This window comes from Burkholderia sp. AU19243 (assembly GCF_018148075.1).
GTDB classification, from domain to species: Bacteria; Pseudomonadota; Gammaproteobacteria; order Burkholderiales; family Burkholderiaceae; genus Burkholderia; species Burkholderia latens_A.
In genome coordinates this window covers 1-926 of record NZ_JAGSTV010000045.1, presented here as the reverse complement: position 1 = coordinate 926, position 926 = coordinate 1, and the positions used below count along the sequence as shown (strand labels likewise).

At 51.3% G+C, this 926-nt stretch carries 2 tRNA genes and 2 rRNA genes; all 4 read right to left on the bottom strand.

The window, feature by feature from the left end:
• A 23S ribosomal RNA gene (locus tag KDW55_RS29220) occupies nucleotides 1-222 on the bottom strand; the annotation flags it as partial.
• A gap of 330 nt (nucleotides 223-552) precedes the next feature.
• Nucleotides 553-628, bottom strand: a tRNA-Ala gene (locus KDW55_RS29215).
• Between the two features lie 40 nt (nucleotides 629-668).
• A tRNA-Ile gene (locus tag KDW55_RS29210) sits at nucleotides 669-745 on the bottom strand.
• A 62-nt stretch (nucleotides 746-807) separates the two neighbouring features.
• Nucleotides 808-926: ribosomal RNA gene (locus KDW55_RS29205) — 16S ribosomal RNA — on the bottom strand; the annotation flags it as partial.

Below are 926 nucleotides of genomic sequence, written 5' to 3'. Positions count from 1 at the left end.
GATTTCTTTTCCTGCGGTTACTTAGATGTTTCAGTTCACCGCGTTCGCTTCGCATGGCCTATGTATTCAGCCATGGATACTCCATAAGGAGTGGGTTTCCCCATTCGGACATCTACGGATCAAAGCTCGTTTGCCAGCTCCCCGTAGCTTTTCGCAGGCTACCGCGTCCTTCATCGCCTGTGATCGCCAAGGCATCCACCACATGCACTTGTTCGCTTGACCCTATAACGAGTCTGTCTCGTTACAGGTTGAGTTCTCGCGTTGTGCCGTATTCCAAGTTGATGTCGACCAGAGCTGGCGCTTTAGCGCTTACTCTGGTCCCACTCCCGTAGGGAGCCGAACATGAAGTTCGAATCATCTTGAGATACATCGATACAATCACAACCCGGATAGTTTTCACGTCCATCTCAAAGACGCTTCCGCTATCCAAATTACTTACTTCTTCCAGATTGTTAAAGAACGACAGCCGATACTTTCGTACCGCTCTGACTGGCTCAATCGCCAATGACAAAGACTCGAACAATCGTCATCCGAATGTTTGTCATTGAGGATTGGTGGAGGCAGACGGGATCGAACCGACGACCCCCTGCTTGCAAAGCAGGTGCTCTCCCAGCTGAGCTATGCCCCCATGAGTACAGATTTGCCTCAGGTGTGTTACCGCCAGACAATGGTGGGTCTGGTTGGATTCGAACCAACGACCCCCGCCTTATCAAGACGGTGCTCTAACCGACTGAGCTACAGACCCCTGAGTCTGTCTTTAATTTACAGCCGATAAGCGTGAGCGCTCAACTTTGCGAGAAGCTCTGGAAAGGAGGTGATCCAGCCGCACCTTCCGATACGGCTACCTTGTTACGACTTCACCCCAGTCATGAATCCTACCGTGGTGACCGTCCTCCTTGCGGTTAGACTAGCCACTTCTGGTAAAA